General features: G+C 67.9%; 2 protein-coding genes and 1 pseudogene. 2 read left to right on the top strand and 1 reads right to left on the bottom strand.

The window, feature by feature from the left end; genetic code table 11:
- A pseudogene (gene acnA, locus CCN29_RS32245) lies at positions 1-334 on the bottom strand (aconitate hydratase); the annotation flags it as partial.
- Between the two features lie 360 nt (positions 335-694).
- On the opposite strand from acnA, the gene CCN29_RS32240 reads away from it, so the two are divergent.
- Both CCN29_RS32240 and CCN29_RS32235 read left to right on the top strand, forming a co-directional pair.
- Entirely contained in the window at positions 695-898 is a 204-nt protein-coding gene (locus tag CCN29_RS32240) for a DUF4236 domain-containing protein (protein ID WP_006135942.1), read from the top strand.
- Between the two features lie 89 nt (positions 899-987).
- A partial coding sequence (locus tag CCN29_RS32235) for a carboxyvinyltransferase (RefSeq protein WP_143661444.1) occupies positions 988-1706 on the top strand: 719 nt, incomplete at its 3' end.

Genomic DNA, 1706 nt, shown 5'->3' with positions numbered 1-1706 from the left:
CGCCGAGCTCCTTCACGGCCTCACGCATCGTGGCGAGGTCGACGACACAGGGCACGCCGGTGAAGTCCTGCATGATCACGCGGGCCGGCGTGAACTGGATCTCCTGCGACGGCTGCGCCTGGGAGTCCCAGCCGCCCAGGGCGCGGATGTGGCCGGCGGTGATGTTCGCGCCGTCCTCGGTGCGGAGGAGGTTCTCCAGCAGCACCTTCAGGCTGTAGGGAAGGCGCGCGGAGCCCTCGACCTTGTCCAGCCGGAAGATCTCGTACGACTCGTCGCCCACCTGCAGCGTGCTGCGGGCGTCGAAGCTGTTCGCCGACACGACAGTCTCCTTCATTGATGTGCGCGTACCACCGTCAATCGTGCCGCCACGCCGGCTTGGCCGTTCCGGTGAGGTCAGGCTAAGTTAGGTATGCCTAACTCGTGTGGCGACCGCGGTGCGCCTCGGCAGATATCTCGATGTCGAGATAACTCTAGTACACGGGCGCGGAATGGTCATGCCCGGGTTCCGGTGCGCCCTTTCCGTGCCTCGCGGGCACGTTTCCACCTTTCCTTCCCCCAGCCTCCCGCCAGGGGCGGCTCGGCGCCACGGCCGACGCGGCCGACGCGGCCTCGGAGTCATCACGGCCGAGGACCGGGGTATCCGACTGAGACACAGTCAGTCACGGCAGGCCCGATCACCGAGCAGGGAGGCGAGATGCCCCTCACGTTCCGCAAGAGTTTCCGGATCCTTCCGGGGGTGCGGCTGAACATCAACAAGAAGTCGTGGTCCATCACCACCGGCGGGAAGAACGGCCCCCGGCACACCCGGAGCAGCACCGGACGTCGTACGACATCGATGGATTTGCCCGGACCTTTCGGATGGCGGCGCACCACCCGCAGCCGTCGGACCAGCGGATGACCGGGGAACATTGACGTCACATCACCCGACTGTCACCCGAATGGACCCCCCAAGAGGTGCCATCTCATATCTGAGATAGCCTCAACCTCATGGCAGACGACTACCTCGTACGCATCGGCAAGCTCATCCGTGACGCCAGGCAGCACCGCGGCTGGACACAGACGCAGCTCGCCGAGGCGCTCGGCACGAGTCAGAGCGCCGTCAACCGGATCGAGCGCGGCAACCAGAACATCAGCCTTGAGATGATCGCCCGCATCGGCGAGGCGCTGGACAGTGAGATCGTCTCCCTGGGCTACGCGGGCCCGATGCACCTGCGGGTGGTGGGCGGCCGCCGGCTCTCCGGCGCCATCGACGTCAAGACGAGCAAGAACGCGTGCGTGGCACTGCTGTGCGCCTCGCTGCTCAACAGCGGGCGCACGGTGCTGCGCCGCGTCGCCCGCATCGAGGAGGTGTACCGCCTCCTGGAGGTGCTGAACTCCATCGGCGTGCGCACCCGCTGGATCAACGACGGCGTCGACCTGGAGATCGTGCCGCCGGCCGAGCTGGACCTCGCCGCGATCGACGCGGAGGCGGCCCGCCGTACCCGCTCCATCATCATGTTCCTCGGCCCGCTGCTGCACCGCATGGACCGCTTCATGCTGCCGTACGCCGGCGGCTGCGACCTCGGCACCCGCACGGTGGAGCCGCACATGATCGCGCTGCGCCGGTTCGGCCTGGACATCGCGGCGACGGAGGGCCAGTACCACGCGGTCGTCGACCGCGCCGTCGCCCCGGACCGCCCGATCGTGCTGACCGAGCGCGGGGACAC

The organism is Streptomyces pseudogriseolus, assembly GCA_002154585.1.
In the GTDB taxonomy this organism is placed as follows: domain Bacteria; phylum Actinomycetota; class Actinomycetes; order Streptomycetales; family Streptomycetaceae; genus Streptomyces; species Streptomyces pseudogriseolus.
This window is presented reverse-complemented; position numbering and strand designations above follow the sequence as displayed.

Coding starts and splice junctions, on each gene's coding strand:
- CCN29_RS32240 (WP_006135942.1), top strand. CDS start 695: ATGCCCCTCACGTTCCGCAAGAGTTTCCGGATCCTTCCGGGGGTGCGG.